This window comes from Mesorhizobium sp. LNJC391B00 (assembly GCF_000502535.1).
Taxonomy (GTDB): domain Bacteria; phylum Pseudomonadota; class Alphaproteobacteria; order Rhizobiales; family Rhizobiaceae; genus Mesorhizobium.
The window spans coordinates 17,673-36,954 of the sequence record NZ_AYWI01000023.1 but is presented as its reverse complement, the minus strand read 5'-3'; the positions used below and the strand labels follow the sequence as shown (position 1 = coordinate 36,954).

General features: G+C 59.6%; 14 protein-coding genes and 3 pseudogenes. 7 read left to right on the top strand and 10 right to left on the bottom strand.

What is annotated here, in order from left to right:
• From X750_RS135260 to X750_RS135275, 4 genes are all read left to right on the top strand, one after another.
• Positions 1 to 829 (top strand): sugar phosphate isomerase/epimerase (locus X750_RS135260; RefSeq protein ID WP_023748945.1); only part of this gene is annotated, 829 nt, incomplete at its 5' end.
• A gap of 38 nt (positions 830 to 867) precedes the next feature.
• Positions 868 to 2,274, top strand: a complete 1,407-nt coding sequence (locus X750_RS135265; protein WP_031243775.1) for an aldehyde dehydrogenase family protein — start codon at positions 868 to 870, stop codon at positions 2,272 to 2,274.
• Positions 2,274 to 4,070, top strand: coding sequence for a thiamine pyrophosphate-binding protein (locus X750_RS135270; RefSeq protein WP_023748943.1), 1,797 nt, complete (start codon positions 2,274 to 2,276; stop codon positions 4,068 to 4,070). The genes X750_RS135265 and X750_RS135270 overlap by 1 nt, the downstream gene beginning before the upstream one ends.
• Before the next feature lie 55 nt (positions 4,071 to 4,125).
• On the top strand, positions 4,126 to 6,054 hold the full coding sequence (locus X750_RS135275; protein WP_023748942.1) for a sugar phosphate isomerase/epimerase and 4-hydroxyphenylpyruvate domain-containing protein: 1,929 nt from the start codon (positions 4,126 to 4,128) through the stop codon (positions 6,052 to 6,054).
• A gap of 298 nt (positions 6,055 to 6,352) precedes the next feature.
• On the opposite strand, the gene X750_RS135280 is transcribed toward X750_RS135275, so the two are convergent.
• Together X750_RS135280 and ugpC are read right to left on the bottom strand one after the other, a co-directional pair.
• A complete protein-coding gene (locus tag X750_RS135280; protein ID WP_245271920.1) occupies positions 6,353 to 7,633 on the bottom strand; it encodes a serine hydrolase in 1,281 nt (426 codons plus the stop codon).
• A gap of 26 nt (positions 7,634 to 7,659) precedes the next feature.
• The gene (gene ugpC / locus X750_RS135285; RefSeq protein WP_031243772.1) at positions 7,660 to 8,721 is read right to left on the bottom strand and encodes a sn-glycerol-3-phosphate ABC transporter ATP-binding protein UgpC; all 1,062 of its coding nucleotides are present in this window, start codon (positions 8,719 to 8,721) and stop codon (positions 7,660 to 7,662) included.
• A 431-nt stretch (positions 8,722 to 9,152) separates the two neighbouring features.
• Between ugpC and X750_RS135290 the strand changes: the two genes are divergently transcribed.
• Positions 9,153 to 10,187: a hypothetical protein gene (locus X750_RS135290; protein WP_023748937.1), complete on the top strand. Its 1,035-nt coding sequence runs from the start codon at positions 9,153 to 9,155 to the stop codon at positions 10,185 to 10,187.
• A 1,004-nt stretch (positions 10,188 to 11,191) separates the two neighbouring features.
• Here X750_RS135290 and X750_RS1000000165365 read toward each other — a convergent pair.
• A pseudogene (locus X750_RS1000000165365) lies at positions 11,192 to 11,545 on the bottom strand (transposase domain-containing protein); the annotation flags it as partial.
• Positions 11,546 to 11,635: 90 nt separating this feature from the next.
• Between X750_RS1000000165365 and X750_RS1000000167265 the strand changes: the two are divergent.
• Positions 11,636 to 11,831: pseudogene (locus tag X750_RS1000000167265) on the top strand (IS5/IS1182 family transposase); the annotation flags it as partial.
• A gap of 79 nt (positions 11,832 to 11,910) precedes the next feature.
• Here X750_RS1000000167265 and X750_RS1000000167465 read toward each other — a convergent pair.
• A complete protein-coding gene (locus X750_RS1000000167465) occupies positions 11,911 to 12,168 on the bottom strand; it encodes a transposase (RefSeq protein WP_156932484.1) in 258 nt (85 codons plus the stop codon).
• Positions 12,169 to 12,950: 782 nt separating this feature from the next.
• Between X750_RS1000000167465 and X750_RS1000000165345 the strand changes: the two are divergent.
• Positions 12,951 to 13,703 (top strand): annotated as a pseudogene (locus tag X750_RS1000000165345) (IS5 family transposase).
• On the opposite strand, the gene X750_RS135310 reads toward X750_RS1000000165345, so the two are convergent.
• From X750_RS135310 to X750_RS135335, 6 genes are read right to left on the bottom strand one after another with little or no spacing between them, the layout of a single operon-like run.
• Entirely contained in the window at positions 13,693 to 14,583 is an 891-nt protein-coding gene (locus X750_RS135310) for an SMP-30/gluconolactonase/LRE family protein (protein ID WP_023748930.1), read from the bottom strand. The pseudogene X750_RS1000000165345 and the gene X750_RS135310 overlap by 11 nt on opposite strands.
• Positions 14,583 to 15,716, bottom strand: coding sequence for a mandelate racemase/muconate lactonizing enzyme family protein (locus tag X750_RS135315; protein WP_023748929.1), 1,134 nt, complete (start codon positions 15,714 to 15,716; stop codon positions 14,583 to 14,585). The genes X750_RS135310 and X750_RS135315 overlap by 1 nt, the downstream gene beginning before the upstream one ends.
• Positions 15,713 to 16,801 carry an NAD(P)-dependent oxidoreductase gene (locus X750_RS135320; protein ID WP_023748928.1) on the bottom strand — a complete coding sequence of 363 codons (1,089 nt, stop codon included), beginning with the start codon at positions 16,799 to 16,801 and terminating at the stop codon, positions 15,713 to 15,715. Before X750_RS135320 ends, X750_RS135315 begins: the two co-directional genes overlap by 4 nt.
• Positions 16,794 to 17,558 carry a 2-phosphosulfolactate phosphatase gene (locus X750_RS135325; protein WP_023748927.1) on the bottom strand — a complete coding sequence of 255 codons (765 nt, stop codon included), beginning with the start codon at positions 17,556 to 17,558 and terminating at the stop codon, positions 16,794 to 16,796. Before X750_RS135325 ends, X750_RS135320 begins: the two co-directional genes overlap by 8 nt.
• Positions 17,548 to 18,486 (bottom strand): ribokinase, encoded by a 939-nt coding sequence (locus tag X750_RS135330; protein WP_032904907.1) that lies wholly within the window; start codon positions 18,484 to 18,486, stop codon positions 17,548 to 17,550. Before X750_RS135330 ends, X750_RS135325 begins: the two co-directional genes overlap by 11 nt.
• Positions 18,486 to 19,253: a GntR family transcriptional regulator gene (locus X750_RS135335; RefSeq protein WP_023748925.1), complete on the bottom strand. Its 768-nt coding sequence runs from the start codon at positions 19,251 to 19,253 to the stop codon at positions 18,486 to 18,488. The genes X750_RS135330 and X750_RS135335 overlap by 1 nt, the downstream gene beginning before the upstream one ends.
• Positions 19,254 to 19,282 lie beyond the last annotated feature (29 nt).

Below are 19,282 nucleotides of genomic sequence, written 5' to 3'. Positions count from 1 at the left end.
CTTGGCACACGCCTATTCCCTTTCCTACCTGACGGTCCCCGGCGTTACCCCCCCGGAACAGACCTATATCGCCGCCCGCACGGGTTACGATTATGTCAGCTGCCGCCTGTTCCACCTTGGGGTACCGGGCGAGCCGGGCATCGACCCGACCGCCCCACAAATGATCCGCGAAACCAAACGCGCCCTGGCCGAAACCGGGCTGAGGTGCTTTGACATCGAACTGATGCGTGTGCTCCGGGGGCTGGAGCCGAAAGAGTTCCTGCCGGCCTTCGAAGCGGGGGCGGACCTCGGAGCGCGGCATGTCATCTGCTCGGCCTGGACGGATGTGCGCAACGACCGCAAATTCATCGTCGAGACCTTCGCCGAAATCTGCGATCTGGCCGCACCGTTTGGCTTGACGGTGAACCTTGAATTTCCCGCCTTCTCGCGCCTGACCAATCTGGATGAGGTGATCGACATCCTCGAGCGTACGGGGCGGCGTAATCAGGGGATGCTAGTCGACATGCTGTACATGCATTTCAACAAGACGCCTCTTCTAGCCCTCGAACGGGTGCCGACGGAATGGATCAATTTCCTTCACGTCTGCGATGCCGAAGATCTTGCCTATACGCGTGAAGAGATGATCCGCACCGCCCGCGACACGCGCCTTTACCCGGGCGAGGGGGCGATCGACTTCTGGGCAGTGAACTACCTTTTCCCAGACTTGCCCCTTTCCATCGAACTGCCCCATGCCCGCCGCCTGGCGGAACTAGGCCCGGAACAACATGCGAAAAACTGCCTCGAGGCCGCACGTGCGGTTTTCGATGTGGCGCCTTCAAAGGCGCACTAACCGGCCCGACGCCGGCCGCTCATATCAAGGAGACCCAGATGGCTCGTGACATTACCCCGGAGGAAATCGCGACAGCCGACGCGATGATCGCCCGCGCCCGCCATGCGATGGACGAGATTAAGGATTACCATCAGCCGGAGGTCGACCGTCTGGCCCGCGCGCTTGGCTGGAACTGCGGAAACGAAAAGACCTTCGTTCGAATCGCGCAAATGGGTGTGGATGAAAGCGGCATCGGCGACCGCGAGGGCCGCGCGGGGAAACGGTTCAAGATCCTCGGCGTCCTGCGCGACGCGCTGCGCAGCAAGTCCGTTGGCGTGATTGAGGAAGACTCAGAAATGGGCTTGACCAAGATCGCCAAGTCCGCCGGCATTATCGCCAGCCTGATCCCCACGACAAACCCCGAGCTGACCCCGCCCGTAACCGGCATCTATGCGATCAAATGCAAGGACGCGGTGATATTCTCGCCCCATCCCCGCGCGAAGCGCACCACGTTCGAGATGGTGCGCGTGATGCGAGAGACGCTGCGGAAACTGGGTTGCCCGCCCGATGTCTTCCAGTGCGTTGAGAACCCCTCGATCCCGATGACCGAATATCTGATGTCGCAATGCGACCTGACCATGGCCACGGGCGGCAAGCCGATGGTGCAGGCGGCATATTCTTCGGGCAAGCCGGCCTATGGCGTGGGTGCGGGCAATGCCACGATGGTCATCGACGAAGATGCCGATATAGCTGAAGCTGCGATGAACTCCCGCATTTCCAAGACCTCCGACTTCGGCTCGGGGTGCTCGGCCGATGGCAATGTAGTCATCCATGCCAAGGTCTATGACCAGATGAAATCGGCCCTGATCGCCGAGGGCGGCCATCTGTGTTCGCCCAAGGAAAAGGCGCTGTTGCAAAACGCGCTTTGGAAGGAAGACGGCCACCGCCGGGTAGAGACGGTGGCCATAGCCGCCCAGCGGATTGCTGAATTCGCGGGCTTCACCGTTCCTGACGACCGCAAGTTCCTTATCGTCGAGCAGGAAGAGATCGGGAAGGAATACCTTTTTTCGGGCGAAAAGCTTTGCGTCGTGATGGCGCTCTACAAGGCGGCGGATTTCGAAGACGCCATGGTGAAGGTCCGCGCAATCTATGAGGTGGGCGGCAAGGGCCATAGCTGCGGCATCTATTCCTTCAACGAGGATCATATCCTGCGTCACGCCATCAATGCGCCAGTCAGCCGCGTCATGGTGCGCCAGCCGCAATCCAAGGCAAATGCCGGCAGTTTCTCCAACGGCATGCCGATGACCTCCAGCCTTGGCTGCGGCATCTGGGGCGGCAATATCACCAACGAGAACGTTAGCCTGAAGCACTACATGAACGTGACTTGGGTCGCCCGGCCCATCCCCGAAGACCGCCCCTCGGACGAGGAGCTGTTTGGCGAGTTCTACAATAGCGAGGTGATGTGATGCGCAAAGACACGTCTTCAGTCGAAAAGGACCTGGTGGCCAATCAACTGGTCCGCTATCTGGAATCTCGCGGCATCCGCCATGTCTTTGGCCTGTGCGGCCATACCAATATTGCGGTGCTGTCGGCCATGGCTAATTCCGACCTGCGGTTCATCAACGTGCGGCACGAACAGATCGCGGCCCATGCCGCCGATGGCTATGCGCGCGTGACGGGGCGAGCCTCGGTGGTGCTGTCGCATCTCTCGCCGGGTCTGACCAATGCCGCAACCGGTGTTGCCAATGCCGCGCTGGATTGCATTCCTATGGTCTTGATCGCGGGCGATGTCCCCAGCTACTACTACGGCAAGCATCCGCATCAGGAGGTGAACCTGCATGCAGATGCCAGCCAGTATGAAATTTACCGTCCCTTCGTGAAGCGGGCTTGGCGGGTGGATACGCCTGAGCTTCTGCCGGAAATCATTGAAAAGGCGTTCCTTCTGGCCGAAAGTGGCCAGCCTGGGCCGGTGCTGGTGAATGTGCCGATGGATTTCTTCTCGGCTAAGATCAAGGTCGCGTTGTGGGATCGGGTGAAGAACGGCACGAAAACCCTGATCCGCCCTTCGATCGACGATGAAACCGCGCGCGAGATCGTGACGCGGCTGACCGATGCAGCCTCGCCCGTCATCCATGTCGGCGGGGGCGTGGCGCTGGCACAAGCCTATGAGGAGTTAAAAGACTTTGTCGATCACATGCAGATTCCGGTCAGCCATTCGCTGATGGGCAAAGGTGTGCTCCCCGACGATCACCCCCTGGTTCTGGGCATGACCGGCTTCTGGGGGATGAAATTCACGAACGAACAGACTCTCGCGGCCGATTGGATTCTTGCGCTCGGTACCCGCTTCAAGGAGGCAGATTGTTCGAGCTGGTATCCCGAATACACTTTCAATATCGGCGCCGATGGATCGAAACTGATCCATATCGACATCGAACCGCAGGAGATCGGGCGAAACTACCCGACCGAGATCGGCGCAGTAGCAGATATTAGAGCCGCGCTGAAGCTGCTTAACCGCGTCGCGCGCGAGATGCTGCCGCACGGACGCAAGGCGCCCGCGCTGGCCGAGCGCATCGCTGCCGAGCGCGCCGCCTTTGTGGCGCAGAATACCGAAATGCAGGGCTCCGACGCCTTCCCAATGATGCCCGAACGAATCCTCGCTGATCTGCGTACCGCCATGCCGCGCGATGCGATCCTGACCTCGGATGTCGGCTGGAACAAGAATGGTGTGGCGCAGCAGTTCGACATTTACACCCCGGGCTCGATACTCATTCCCGGCGGCTTTGCCACCATGGGCTTCGGTCCCTCCGCCGCGGTCGGGGCCAAGATTGCCGCGCCCGAGCGGGTGGTGATCAGCCTAGTGGGCGATGGCGGCTTTGGCCAAAACCCGTCCATGCTTGCCACGGCGGTGGCCGAGAACGCGCCAGTGATCTGGATCATCATGAACAACAATGCCTATGGCACCATCGCGGGCTTGCAAATGGCCAGTTATGGCCTGACCTACGGCACGACCTTCCCGCGGGCGGCGAGCTTGGACGAGCAAATGCCGGATTATGCCGCCGTTGCCCGCGCCTATGGCTGTGACGGCGTGCGCATCACCTCGGCGGCGCAGTTCAAGCTCGCACTGGATGCTGCTATCGTCTCGGGACGGCCAACCGTCATCGACGTTGCGATGATCAACAATCCCACCCCGACGTCAGGCCATTGGAACATCCTCGACATCTACTCCCCAGAAGGCAACCCCGGCCACGTCTCAACTGACTGACTTTTCCGCGTGGCCGGGCGGCAAACTCCGCGGTGAATCAGGAAAGCGTAATGCAATGAGAAGCAGCATCTCCACCCTGTCGATCAATGGTGACTTTGCGGACAAGCTGACCGCGGCCGCCTCGGCCGGGTTCAACGGGATCGAGATCAGTGAGCAGGATTTTCTCAGCCACGGCGGCACCACGGCCGAGGTGGGGCGGATGATCCGCGATCACGGCCTGACGATCGATTTGATCGTGCCCATCGTGGATTTCGAGGGCATGCCTGAACCGCTTCGCCGCAAGGCTTTCGACCGGATCGAGCGTCGTTTCGACATGATGACCGACCTCGGTGCCGACCTCATGCTAATCGCTTCGACTACCCATCCCGAGGCTCTGGGCGGGGTCGACCGGATGGCGGCGGATTTCGCCGAATTGGCGGTGCGGGCGGCTGCTCGTGGGCTGCGCATCGGATACGAGGCACGGGCCTGGGGGCGCCACATCTCGGATTACCGCGACGCCTGGGAGGTCGTGCGCCGTGCCGCCCATCCGGCGGTCGGGTTGGTGCTCGACAGTTTCCATATCCTCGCGAGAGGGCTTTCGCCAGAAGGCGTCCGCGCCATCCCTGGTGACCGAATTTTTCACGTCCAGCTTGCCGACGCGCCGGGAATTGCCATGGACCTCGAATACAGGTCGGATCACTTCCGCTGCCTGCCCGGCGAAGGCGACCTGCCTCTGGTCGATTTCCTGCGGGCCGTCGCAGCGACCGGTTATGCCGGAGCCTGCGGCATTGAAACCCCGAACAACGGTAGCCGTGGCAGTGTCAGGGCAACGGCCCGCGATGCCCATCGCGCGCTGAGCTACCTGGCCGATCAGGCGGGGCGGGCCGAACCCACGGCTTGGCTCGACCGATCAGCGATCCCCCCGCGCTCCCGGGTCGAAGGCGTCGAGTTTGTCGAATTCACCGCCATGCCGAGCGAAGCCGAAACCCTGGGCAAGCTGTTGCATCAGTTGGGATTTGACCGCGTGGCGCGGCATGTCTCGAAGTCCGTGTCGCTCTGGCGGCAGGCGGGCATTAACATCGTCATCAATTCTGAACAGAACGGCTATGCCCACTCCGCCTATGTGATGCACGGCACCAGTGTGTGCGACATCGGCCTGATGGTCGAGGATGCCGCCGCAACCGCCGTGCGGGCAAGGGCCTTCGGCGCCAATGACTTCACTGAGGCCCGCGCTGCGGGCGAACTAGCCATCCCGGCAGTGCGCGGGGTCGGCGGATCCGTGCTGCATTTCCTCGATCGCAAGTCAGAGCTTTCTGCGGTCTGGGAGACCGAATTCCGGCCCCTTTCGCCTGATCCGCAGGCATGCCCTGTCGGCCTTGGCCGTATCGATCACGTGGCACAGGTGATGAAGCAGGAGGAACTTCTGACCTGGACTTTGCTCTACACAGCTATTTTCGAGATCGGAAAGGCCGCTGAAGTGAGCGTGGTCGACCCGGGTGGGATCGTCCATTCCCGTGCGCTGCAAAGGGACGATGGCGCGGTCCGATTTACTTTGAACGGTGTAGACACCCACCACACCTTCGCCGGTCGCTTCGTTTCGGACAGCTACGGGTCATCTGTGCAGCACCTGGCATTCTCCAGCGACGATATTCTATCAACCGCCGTACGTTTAGGCAGGAATGGCTTCGAGAGCCTACCTGTTCCAGACGGTTATTACGCCGAGATCGAAGCGGAATTCGACCTAGCACCCGAGTTCGTGGCGCAGCTGGCTACAGCTAACATCTTCTATGATGAAGACGCTCGGGGCGGCAGCTACCTGCAGCTTTATTCGCGTCCATTCGGCGACGGGTTTTTCTTCGAAGTGATCGAACGTCGCGGGGGCTATCACGGCTACGGTGCTCGCAACGCGGCCTACCGGACGGCGGCTCAGAAGAGGTTGTCGATGCCAGTCAGGCTTTCATCAGCGGGGGTATTACGTGGCATCACGAGACATGTGGCAAAGTGAGGAGCCTAGGTTGTTCCTGTTTACCGCTGGCCGGAAGTGGTGTGATCGCCCAAGGACTAAGTCGACGTCATGCTGAACTATCGCCGCCGTTTGGGCAAGGCTGGACGAAACGGCGATGACATCTCCGATCCCTTGAGGCTTTCCTGGATCTCATGCGCTGCGATCATGTTCGGCATTGACTGAGGAGCAGCAACCTCGCTTGCGTCCAGATCGGCCAGCCGCACGCGCCGCATCCGTCAATGGTCCCATATAGTTCCTTCGTGGGAACGACGTCACTTCACGAACTACGGCTGGAGTATCAACTCCCACTCACCGCAGAACGGATTGCAAGCACTGCCGTTCGCAAGTCGAACTGGTATTGTTCGCCGTTGTCCCCGGGCCAATGGGACAGCTTAACCGCAGCGAACTCAGCGTCGGGTTCTACATACGATATCTGCCCGCCCCAACCACTCGTCCAAAGAGCGCGATTGTCGCGATCGATCCACCAAAAATTGTGATAAGATCGGATCGTTCCCCTTCGTAGAGCACTTTCAAGAGGCGCACCTCTACCTTTCCACAATTCATCGATCCAGGCGGGTGGTATGATCTGGTGCCGTCCTCTGGCGCCTTGATCGAGCACCAGTAGCGCAAACCGCCCCAAGTCACGAAGCGTAACGCACAAGCCGCCTTCGGCCAGGCCGAAGCCACTCTTATCGACAGTGATATAGGCGTCCTGTTCGGCTCCCATCGGTACCCATAGCTCTTGGCTTATCAGGTCGGCCAGATACATCCCCGACACCCGCTGCAGGATGAAGCCCACCACGTCCGTATCCATGGACTTATATTTGAACAAGGCACCGTGTGGCCGCTCTGCTTCCTTCAACGAGAGGGCCAATTCCCACATTGTCCGCGGCCCTCTCGGCTGAGACAGGACGGAATCCTTCCAAAAGGGGTCATAGTCATCGTCGTAGACGACGCCACTTGCCATATCCAGGAGGTGCTGCACCGTTGCCCCCTTGTAGGCGGTCACCTCCAACTCGGGCAGGTAGTGCGTGACCAGCTTCTGAAGATCGAGCAGACCTTTGTCGACCAAAATGCCGACAAGTATTCCAATGAACGATTTCGTCGTCGACATCAACAGATGCTGCTTGTGCGGCCTAAAACCGTTTAAGTAACGCTCGAAGACGATCCGGCCGCGATGTAGCACTAGAAACCCGTCTGTAAAACTCCGCGCGAGGTAATCGTCGACCGACCGCGCGCCGTCATCGAACTTGACAACGATGTCCCCGAGCGGCCGAGGCGACTCAAGCAATGGATACGCTGGCCCCGGTCCGCGCCATATCTGGGCCGTCAACCTCATCTCACTGATGTGCTGGTAGGTCCAGCGGCTCCAGGGCGGCGTGTGCCAAGTGTCTCCCGGGACGAACGGTCCGCCGGGGTTGCATGGATCGCGAGGGTTAAGCGGATCGGGCAACAAATTGCTCTCGCCTGCCACGTGAGCCTGTTCGCTCAGCGTGCCCTTGCCTGTAGATTGAATACCTGCAGCGCCGCCTACGGCAGCGAGGCGGTCATTGCCAGGAAGATGTCTCCCAATGGTCAACTGCCTATCTCTCTTGTGCGCATTTGTCACAGGCGTGCGCCGCTTTGCCTGTCAAAGATGTGGACGCGGCGCGGATCGATCCTCAGTCTCACCTCTTCACTAGGCCGGACCGTAAGCCTTTCCCTGACGATGGCGTCTATGGCGTCTTCGCCGAGTTTGGCGAAAACCAGGGTCTCCGAGCCGGTCGGCTCCAGCACAGAAACCGTTGCCGCCAAGCCGTCAGGCGCGATATCGATATGCTCAGGACGTATGCCGTAGACAACAGGCTGACCACCCTGCGCTTTAACCCCGCGAGCGGGCAGCACGGATCCAGTATCAGAAACGAAAATTTGTTCGCCATCTTTGGAGTCGATCCTGCCCTTGATGAAGTTCATGGCTGGCGAGCCGATGAAGCCGGCGACGAAAACATTCCCCGGATTGTCATAGAGATCGAGAGGTGCGCCGACCTGTTCCACCTTGCCGTCCCGCATCACCACGATCTTGTCGGCCATGGTCATCGCCTCGATCTGGTCATGGGTGACATAGACGATCGTCGTGCCCAGGCGCTGATGCAGTTCCTTGATCTCGACACGCATCGCGACACGCAGTTGGGCGTCGAGATTCGATAGAGGCTCATCGAACAGGAAGACTTCCGGGTCGCGCACAATGGCGCGTCCCATGGCCACACGCTGGCGCTGTCCGCCCGATAGCTGTTTGGGAAATCGGTCAAGCAGCTTGCCCAGATCGAGGATTTCGGCCGCCTTCTTCACCTTGGCGTCGATCTCGGCCTTCGGCCTGCCCTTGATCTTGAGTGAAAAGCCCATGTTGTCGGCGACGTTCTTGTGCGGATAGAGCGCATAGTTCTGGAACACCATCGCTATGTCGCGGTCTTTCGGCAGAACATCGTTCACCACCCGGCCGCCAATGCTGATCTCACCGCCCGATATCGGTTCAAGACCGGCGATCATGCGCAGCAGGGTGGATTTGCCACATCCCGACGGGCCGACAAGGATGACGAACTCGCCATCGGCAATGTCGACATTCACACCATGAATGACCTGTACGCTTCCATAGCGCTTGACGATATTCCTGACGGTAACTTGAGCCAACTGGCATCCCTCTATTGCGGCAAAGCAATCTGCATCTTCACTTCGCCTTTTGGGGCGGATGCGGCGATTTCAAACGCTCGAACGCTGTCTTCGAACTCGAACGTGCGCGTGATTAGCGGCTTCATGTCAACTGCACCTAAACTGCACCTAAACAGAGCACGGCCTGGCGGGAAAAGGACATAGCGGAAACCTTGTTCGATGCACGCTCCGCGCACCGTCGGTTTGCCGACGTGATCGGCGAGCTGAATATCAAGTGGAGTTCTACCGCGCTGACCATGAGGCCTCCTTAAGCCGATTCATTGCTAGCACGGGCTTAGGTGGTTAGCAATATTAGATTATTGCATTCTTGCAAGAATTCGATTAGCGTATCCCTGCTTCTTCACCGACTCGGTCGCGATGTCGAGCGTCAAAGAATAATCTCGAGGATTCGCATGCCCATAAGACTGCTTCACCAGACCGACCTGTTTCGCCCCTATCTCGATCCTGATGATCACTGGGATCTTGCTTGCGTCTATGCTCTTGCCGCATCCGGCCAACTCGAGCTGGGCGGCATACTGGTCGACTTTCCGCCCGATCGATATCCAGGCCGCAGTCCGGACGTCACCGGCATTGCGCAGCTAAGCTACCTCACCGGGTTGCCGACCCACGTGGCAGTCGGCTCCTCCAGGCCTTACACGCACGACCGGGCGTCGCTTGCTGCCCTTCCCAGGCGCGACCGCGCCGGCGCCGAATTCCTTCTCAAGTATCTCCGCGACAGCGATGGGCCGGCCTACATCAGCATCGTCGGCTCCTGCCGCGATCTCGCCGTCGCGGCCGCGCTTGATCCAGATCTTTTCCATAACAAATGTGCCGGGATCTACCTTAACGCGGGCACGGGCCATCCCGATGTGGCGAAGCAGGGACGTACAGAGTACAATGTTGTGCTTAATGCAGCCGCTTACGCCGCAACATTCGACATCCCGTGCCCGATCTACTGGATGCCATGCTTCGAGGACGCGATGTCGGACAATTTCCTCGATGGGCAGGTCAAGCGGTTCGGGACTTACTATCGTTTCAAACAGAGCGATGTTCTACCGAAGTTGTCGCCCGTCCTGCAAAGCTACTTCACCTACTCCCTCGAGGCGCGAACAGACGCGCGCTACCTACAACCGCTGCTTGCGCCGCAGAGCGATGTACTGAGCTCTTACACTATCCGGGACTATCGCCACATGTGGTCCACGGCGGGCTTCTTCCACATGGTGTCCCAAGCTGTGGATAAGGTGGGCAAGATTATCGCAGGGTCCAACGAAGGCGATACGGTTTTCGGCTTCCGTCCGGTCAACATCAAATGCGATGCGAATGGGGTCACGACGTGGACGGACGCCGATGCCGCGTCAAATCGTTTCCTATTCGAGGTGAAGGATCGCGATAGCTATGCCAGCGCTCTGACCGCTGCCATGACCACCCTACTGGGGAATATTCAGTAGTCGTAAGCCGAACCGGTAGCGGCCCATTGCAACCAGAAGCCTTTCGGCCGCTCGTGACTGTCGCGAATGGGTGGTTGGCGTTTTGACAGTAGGGGCGGCCTTCGCCGTGGCAGCGAAACGAAAGATCGGCGCTATCACCTATCACCACGTGTCATCCTAGCTGCATTGCGGCGCAGACAGATAGTGGGCGGCGAACCCCCCGTTGCCCGTCGGCCTTCCTTCCCGAGATGCGAGATGCCGTCGCGACGACGCCTCCTTCCGCTCAATCACGAGCAGTTCCAGGTCAGACCAAAGGAGGAAATTGCCGGATTTGTCGCTAGATTTTCGAAACGTTGGCTTCGTCCTGGCGGTCGTGGGACAAGGCAGCTTTCGACAAGCGGCCTCAAAACTTAATGCCTCAAAATCGACGATCTCGGCGCGTGGCGCAGATCGAACAAAGTTTGAGCACTTCTATCTTCGGCCGTGACTACCAGGCGTGAGGCTGACGCCAGCCGAGCAACGTATTGTGGACCGCGCGCGTGTCAGCGCTTTGCACTTCCACCAACGCCTTAGGTGCCATGCACACCATGCGTTGAGGCGAGGGCGGCACCCTTCGTCTAGACATTGCGTTTTGTGGCCAACCTAAATTAAACCCCACGCTGTCATAGCTTGTCACTATCGGAGGAGGGCTCTTTGCGTATTCCAGTGAAACCGGACCGCGTCCGGTCTTTGATCGGAATGCCGTCCGGCAAATCGTCGGAATTTGCAGCTCGTCTCGCGCCAGGCACGAACCCCTTCAAAATCATCCTTCAAACCGTCAGCGCCTGAAATCCGCCATGACTGAGCCCGCGACCTGATCTTCCGAGCCTCTCTTCGGGCACGGTTTTGTCGCATCGAGGTGTCGAGTTCGAGCACGCTGGCGGATCTGGCCGAAGCCGTCGTAGCGGCGTTCGGCTTCGACTTGGACACCCCTACGGCTTCTATTCAAAGCTGACGGGAAAGCTGTTCGACTTTAAGCGCTGTTCTCAGGCCACGGCCCTGAGTTCGGGAGCCGGGATGTAGGCCCAGGGCAGAAGGTCGTCGATCTGGCTGTTCGGGTGGCCATTGACGATCCTGGTGAGGACATCGGCGAGATAGCCGAGGGGCTCGACGCCGTTGAGTTTGCAGGTTTCGATCAGCGAGGCGACGACTGCCCAGTGTTCGGCGCCGCCATCGGAGCCTGCAAAGAGGGCGTTCTTCCGATTGAGCGCGATCGGACTAATGGAGCGCTCGACTGTATTGGAGTCGATTTAGATGCGGCCGTCGTCGAGGAAGCGGGTCAGGCCTTCCCAGCGCGAGAGCGTATAGCGGATTGCCTCGGCGAGCTTGGTCGTCTGGCTAGAGCCTGTTGCGATTAACAGGCTGCTGCAAAAGTCGCATTTGGCTTTGTTTTATGATTCACTTTCGTCTGACAACGGGAGTGATTTGCGATGCGAGTAGTGAAGGACCGGAGCCTTTTCAGCTATGTTCCGTTAGAGAAGCGCATTCCGTTGGATCATCCGGCAGTTGTGCAATGAAGTACTTGGTCGTCTGGGTGGCCGCTTCGAGGCGCTCTATTCGGGCATGGGCCGGCCGTCGATCCCACGGGAGATGTTGCTGCGGGCGAAACTGCTGCAAGCAGTCTATCTCCAGCTCGATCACACCGTCTCGGGCGGCTTTCTGCTTCGCCGCCGCCTTGCCGCCGGTTCAGGCCTCGGCGCTGCAATCACCGCCGGAACAAACACGATTCCGGTGCCGGCGCTTCCGCCAACGGCTGACGAGCGGCCCGACCCCAGGCGAACAGCTGCTGCGGGGACAAAGCGTATCGCCGCGCCACCGCGCTGACGGTCGGGCCGGCTTCGTAGCTTTCCGCCACGATCCGCGCCTTCTCCTCCGGCAGCCATTCGCGCCGCCGACCGGAGCCCGTGAACACCTCGAACCGGCGCGCGGGCTCGTGATCAAGCGTAAGCTCTGAAATGGTCATGTATCGAAGCCCTCAAAGGCTCCGAAACATCGTCCTTCACGCTGATCACCGAAAGGTGCCGTCGCGACATCGCTTACGTTCGACTCGCCCCTGCGAACTCTTCGCCGACATAGAGGGGAGCGGCTCTCGCAGTGTGAAGGGCACGCGCGTCAGCACAGCCTTCCAGAAGGTGGGCTCGGCAATGACCTTCTTGTACGACTACCGTGACGAGTGGCGCTTCCGCGCTGAAGTTATTGGAACAGGGCAGGCGCAGCCCGATGCCAATTACTCGAGGATCGTCAGCAAGATCGGCAAGGCTCCCCCCAGTACCCGGACATCGACGGCGAGTGACGACGCGCCGTGCCGCATCGAAGGGGCGAGGGGGTGGGTAATTACCCCAGCCCAGAGCTAGTGTTAGGCTGTGAACTCATAAATGCGGAGTGACCGAGAGGAATTCGGACGGTGCTTGTCAACCCGTAACGAATTCAAGGAATTCGGGTTCTACGTAGATCGTGTGCATATACGACGGTTCACCTAGTATTTCTCCGACATCCAAGGCAGCCATGCCGTCGGTTATTTCCCTGATTGGGAACGTCTTTCCGAGGCATAAGCTGAAGAGAGTTGCGGTTCGAAGTTCGTCTGCATCGACAAGGTTTGGCGGCGTTGCAACCAACCGAACAAGTGTTCCGACGCTGAAGGATCTTTGCATACACGGAGAATATCGCTGCAGCGATTGTCCGCAATGGGCTCGTTCACCTATTGTCAGCTTCCAAATTTGCAGTTGAATCTGATTCAGCCACTGCATGAGCCGATATGACCTGACTGACTCCGAATGGCGCGTGATCGAGCCGCTCTTGCCCAATAAGCTGCGAGGGATGCCTCGCGTGGATGATCGCCGCGTGCTGAACGGCATCTTTTGGGTGCTACGATCCGGTGCGCCATGGCGCGATCTGCCCGAGCGTTATGGACCACGCACCACCTGTTACAATCGCTTCGTCCGATGGCGGAAAGCAGGTGTGTGGGACCGCCTCATGGACGCCATCACTAAAGCCCATGACGGCAAGGTGCAGATGATCGACACCTCTATTGTTCGCGTCCATCAGCAGGGTGCGACCGCAAAAAGGGGGATCGAAATCATTGTCTAGGTCGATCTCGAGGCGGGCTGACCACCAAAATCCATGCTCTTGTCGACGCCAAAGGCAGGCCGATCAAGCTGATGCTCACGGCGGGCCAGATGAGTGACATCGCCTCCGCAGCGGACCTGATCACGGAATTGCCGCAGGGGGCAATGCTGCTCGCCGACAAGGGCTATGATGTGAATGCCTCGCGCAATGCCGTCACCGAGAGAAAGGCATGGGCCAACATCCCGCCCAAGGCAAACCGCAAAGACCCAATCTGCTTCAGCTCCCCGCAATCTAGTCGAACACTTCTTTAACAAGGCCAAGCAGTTCCGTCGCATCGCGACACGCTACGACAAGCTGGCTGAGAACTATCTTGCCGCCCTCAAACTCGTTGCAATCCGCATCTGGCTACGTGGTAATGAGTCTACGTCCTAGTATAGACTCTGCAACTGAAGGGAGGTCGGCCAGCCTGACCGACCTCCACGCGGAAGAGGTTGCCGGACTCGGGAAATCGAAGAAGTTCATCAGACGATTGCCTGATTCGGCGTGAGGTTATGAATAGCGTTCTCATATTTTGGCCGCCAAGTGCCACACAGGTCGGCGCCATACTCGGCAGATCCACGTGATCTGTGAGGTGACCGTTTCGATCGATACGGACGACACAGCCGCCTCGTAGCCTGGCGCTCCAGTAGCCCCCTTCAATGTCCACGGTGGCGCCATCAGGCGATCCCGGGGCGACGTTTGGGCCTGCCAGTGGCCTTATCTCGGCAAGAGCCGCAAATTGCGGGGCCAAGGCGAAACGCCTGATGGTGCCCTCCGCGGTGTCGGTGAAGTACATGATCCGGCCGTCGGGCGAAAAAGCCAAGCCGTTGGCGGCCGCTACGCCACCGAAGAAAGTAACGACCTCGCCATTGGGCGCAATGCGATAGAGGCCTCCGACTGGCTCACGGCCTTGTTCGTTGTATGTGCCCAAGACGATCCCACCATAGGGGTCGATCGCGGCGTCGTTGATACGGGTTTGCGGAAGATGCGGCTCGATTTCGGCCACTTGTGAGAAATCGGTGAAGGTTGGGTCCGTGATGACTATAGACTTAGGAAAGCCGAGCACGAAGCCCCCCCGCTCGCGTGGAAAGACGAACGCGGCACGATCGGGAAGTTGCCGCACAGCCCCAACTTTCCCGTTGTCGTCCCAGCGAAACACGGACTTTCCTTCAATGTCAGTCCACCACAGCCTATGGTCCAATGCGCTCCAGTTGCATCCTTCGCCTAGGAGGTTGTGGCAATCGAACGCCGTGCGCGCGTGATGAAGCCGCATTACTTTGCGCTCTGCAGATTCCGCTTCCGAAGTTCGGCAGGATCGACAGCGAAGGGTTCGAGCTTTTCGTGGTCGAACACCACCCCATGCCCGGGTGTTTCAAATGGAAAGGCCACTCCGTTCTCAAGCCGAAGTTCCGTCTGAAGCACGCCCATTTCGGAGAAGCTTCCGCCATGCACGCATTCTAGGATCTCCGCGTTGTCGATCGCACACATCACTGCGACAGAGAGTTCTGACATGTAATGAGGCGCCATGGTGCGGTGGAAGGACGCTGACAGATTGGCAATCTTCAGCCACTCGCTGATACCTCCAACGCGGCACACGTCCGCTTGGACGATGTCGACGGCGTTGGCCTGTAGATAGTCAGTAAACTGATGCCGCGTATATAGGCTCTCGCCGATCGCAATGGGCAGCGACACGAAGCGGCGCAGGTCAGCGTGCCCGCGAACATCCTCGGCATGGAGAGGCTCTTCGATCCAGCCAAGGTCGAACGCGGCGAGTTTCTGAAGTCGCGTCATGCAGTCAGCGACATTCCAGCGCTGATTGGCATCGACGAACAGTCGTCGCGTGGGGCCGATCAGTTTCTTCACGGCTACGATACGATCGAGATCCTCATCGGCGTTGTCCCGACCGATCTTGATCTTCACTGCCTTGTGGCCCGCTGCCAGGAATCCTTCGACCTGGTTGAATAGAGCCTCGCTGTCGAGGAAGAGGTCTATGCCACTGCCATAGGTGGGGATGCTGTCACGCCGCGCGCCGAGCAGACGGAATAGTGTAACATCGTACCACTTGGCCGCAATATCCCATAGCGCGATGTCGATCGCGCCCAATGCGAGGGTGTTGATGCCCCCGGTGCCGCTGCGATGCAATTGGCCATAGAGGAACGACCAAAGTCGTTCGATCTGTCGCGGATCTTGTCCGAGAAGCATCGTTCGGCAATAATCATCGATCAGGGCGAGAATGGCGCTTCCGCCGATCCCTGTCGTGTAGGCAACCCCCTCGCCAACGATTCCAGCGTCTGTGGTCACGCGGGTGATGATGAATTCGAGGTTGGCAACGCGGTGTGTGGCGTCCTCCCAGGAGACGGTCGGCGGGATGTGATAGAGACGCGAGGCGACATCGATGATTTTCATGGCGCGGTCCTCCCCGCCATCGCGAGAACTTCGGGGTTCGACACAGTGCCGGGTTTGCCGGCCAAGAGAAGCTCCAGATTTTGCACAATGCTGCGGGTGTGACGTACGCGCATTTCTTCGGTCCATGCGGCGATGTGAGGCGTCGCAAGGACGCGTGGATGAGAAACAAGCGGATCCCTCACCGAAGGCGGCTCGGTGTCAAAGACGTCTAGCGCGGCACCAGCGATCTGTTCGCGATCCAAGGCTCGTAGGAGCGCGCCTGTGTCGATAAGGCCGGCCCGACCAGTGTTGATGAGATAGGAGTCACGTGCCATCAGCTCGAGCTTTTCTGCACCGATCATGCCCCGCGTTTGCGTGCTGAGCCGCGCGTGCAACGTCACGATCGCTGAGCGTGCCATAAGTTGGTCGAGTGAGACCGGTTCGACGCCGAGGGTTCTCAACGCGGCCGCATCGACGAAAGGGTCGTGGGCGATGATGTTCATGCCAAAGCCGGAGAACTTCTCCGCGACGATACGACCGATGGCTCCAAAGCCGACGATACCCAGCGTGCGACCGTGCAGCTCGATGCCCGTGAATGCGAGTTGGGGAGAACTCGCGCCGCGCCCCCACACCGTCCCATGATAAAACGCCTCCCCGGCGTCAAAGTCGGGGGAGCGGGACCTAATCCATGTGCTGGCAGGGATAAGGTGTCGAGCGAGCCCCAGCGCGAGAGCAACCGTGAACTCTGCAACCCCGTGATCCGTTCGCCCGATGGTGTGGAGGACGGCGATCCCCCGCGCAGTGGCGGCAGCCACATCGATGTTCGCTTCCGGGGCCGAGCGCACTGACAGGATCACGCGTAGCTGAGGTGCGGCAGCCATCAGCGCCTCGTCAAAGCGCTCATACCCCGCTATCACAACCTCGGCATCAGCAATTTGGTCTCTTAGCTGATCGCGATCACAGAACCACTCGCCGGCTGCCCAGCCGAGCAATTTGAGCTCGCTCATTTCGCGGAGAGAGGCGATGCCCTCCGGGCTAAGATCTGCTGTGGCCAGGACGCGAGGTCGGTCACTGATCAATCTGATGGGGTCTGCGCTATTATGCATCGAGGAGATAAACCGGATGATCGCAGTCTTCGCCTTGCGCGGTCACCACCGGAACGATCATTGATTCGTTGATGCGCGCACAGAACTCCACGTCGTTCTGTCGGAAGTTGCCGATGAAGCGGCGGCCTGTCATCGAGCCCAGCAACACCTTCACTGCACTATCCTGCGAATTTGTGAAGCCGTGAGCGAGCGCCGCGGAGTCGTCTAGTTCAACAGCGTGATCCTTCGCAAGCTCACAAAACTGTGACACGATCATTCCGGCGCAATAGCTATCCTCAATTGCAACACGTGAGTTCCGCAACTGGCCTGAGCAGATGATCGTGATGTCTGCATTGCGCGATGATGCCTCCGCGAGCGCACGCCGCGCCACCGCATTCAGGTTTCGCAGCGAACCAAGCAGTATTAAGGCTGCGCCTTCGCGAACTGCCGCGAGAATGGCTGGCGTGCCATTGGCCGTTGCCAGCATCGCGGAGCGACCCGTCAGATCAAGTCGGGACAGGAGGGACGGCGAGGGCTCATGATCGAATCCGAGGGGCGTTGATCCATCATCCAGCTCCGCGCAAATAACGCCATTCTCACCCACGGCGGCGCGTGCTTTCCTGGCGTCCGAGCGCAATCCTCCGACAAACACACGATCGCTGCCAGCGTCGAAAAGTCCGACAAGAGCCGTCGTGGCGCGGATTACATCCACGACAATGCACACGTCTCCGGCAATAGCCATGGGGCTGGTGGGAAGGAAAGCAACCTTAATCTTCATGCGCAAGCGGTCCGGTTTTCATCAATTCTGCAATCTGCCTCTCATCGGGCAATGCCGGAACCACGAGCTTTTTCGTGACTGCGAGGGCGCCCGCCGCAGTGCCGCGGCGAACGGCGTCAGCGAGGGTCAGTCCACTGGCCAGCCCTGCAGCGAGTGCCCCGTTGAATGCATCTCCGGCCCCGGTGGTGTCGACGACGTCGACCGGGTAGCTCGCGATCTTGGTCAGTCCGTCGCGGCCGACAATCAAGGCACCATCCGTTCCCAGCGTCATGACGACGTGCCCCACGCCGAGACCGCGCAGTCTTGCCGCTAAATCGGCGTCGGCCCGGCGATCGTCCGCGTCGAGCCCCAGCAGGATACGCGCTTCGGACTGGTTCGGCGTTAGGATGTCAACGTCGGCAAGGATCTCATTCGGCAGGGCGCGCCCAGGTGCGGGATTAAGGATGGTCGTCAGGCCCCGCGCCTTGCCAATGGCAAGCGCGCGGGCCGCCGTCTCGACTGGGATCTCGAGCTGTGTGATTAGGATGCCCGGGCTCGTCCAGGTGGCGGCGAAGGTTTCGACATCGGTCGCCGTGAGCCGCGCGTTCGCGCCGGGATCGGTGATGATGCGGTTCTCGCCTGCGGCGTCGAGAATGATGATCCCGGCCATCGTCGGTGTCTCGGCCATCTGCCTCACCGCCGAGCAGTCGATGCCTTCGGCTCGCCAGAGTTGCAGTGCCTCATCACCGAATTTGTCGGCGCCAACGCCCGCCAGCAGTTTGCATCTGGCGCCGAGTCGCGCAGCTCCGATAGCCTGATTAGAGCCCTTGCCGCCATTTCCGAAGGCAAATCCCGACCCCAGCAGGGTTTCGCCCGGCGCTGGCACGTCGCCCTCAATCCAAAACGCAACTCCGTACGAGCCAACGACGTAAACTTCGCAGGTGGGCATCATCTGCTCCGGCCGATTAATTGGCGTGGTTGAGCGATCGAGGCGCTCTTGCGTTCGATCCAGCCGCTGTAAATGTAGCGATCGGCTCGGTAGGACGAGGACGAAAAGTAAATAGCCCGATCGGTCGTATCGAAGGCGGTACGGTCGATTTGCAGCACCGCAGTGCCGCTCGACACGTCGAATGCTTTTGCCAGTTTCGCACGCGCGGTGCCGGCCCGTATCTCCTGCCTGGCCCGGGCAAGCGGCACACCAAGCTGCTGCTCGAGAATCTCGGTGAAAGAGGTGTCGGCAAGGTTGAGCTTTTCCATTTCGCGCCCGATTGCCGCGACGAACGAAACTGTCTCAACCGCTACAATCTCGTCGTCTATCGTGCGCAGGCGCTCGATGGTCAAGACCCTCTCATCGGTCGGCACGTTAAGTGCGGCTGCCACGGCATCAGCGGGACGCCAGTCGACCGTCATATGCCTTGTACCCGGCCGGAAGCCACGCGCCACGGCCTCTTCCGAAAATCCTGAAAAAGTGAGCAGATCACGGCCGATGTGACACTTGGCAACGAATGTCCCCTTGCCAGCGCGTCGATAAAGCAGGCCTTCACCGACAAGGGCAAGCACCGCCTGTCGCACAGTGCTGCTGCTGAGTTCGTGCTGCTTCATCAACTCCATCTCAGTGGGGAGCTGATCGCCAGCATTGAAGACGCCGCTCTCGATCTGAGACCGAATGATATCGGCGAGCTGAATATGAAGTGGAGTTCTACCGGGCTGAATCATACGGTCTCCTCAAGTCGAATAATTCCTAT